The following is a 255-nucleotide window of genomic DNA, read 5'->3' as shown; positions in this document are numbered from 1 at the left end:
CCCATGGGCCGGCAGGTACGGAGGCCACCACGCGGGAGACAGCATTGTCAGAGTCCACTTCCGTATCAATGAAGGCAGGTACGCGGGTCAGTGCCGGTATCAGCTGTATCCCTGTACGAGCTGCCGGTGTTGCCAGACTGGCCTCCTGCAGACGTGGTTGTGGTGATGTGCCGGTACCGGGTGGTGAGGCGTGTGAGCTTATCCCGGGAGCACCAGTGGTACCCCACATTGCAGCCGCCACTACCGGGGGGCGGG

General features: G+C 63.9%; 1 pseudogene. It reads right to left on the bottom strand.

From position 1 onward, the window contains the following. A pseudogene (locus E0D98_RS27055) lies at positions 1-255 on the bottom strand (conjugal transfer protein TraO); the annotation flags it as partial.

The organism is Escherichia sp. KCJ4928, from assembly GCF_004352695.1.
In the GTDB taxonomy this organism is placed as follows: domain Bacteria; phylum Pseudomonadota; class Gammaproteobacteria; order Enterobacterales; family Enterobacteriaceae; genus ECMA0423.
The sequence above is the reverse complement of the archived record's forward strand: the minus strand, read 5'-3'. Positions and strand labels throughout refer to the sequence as shown.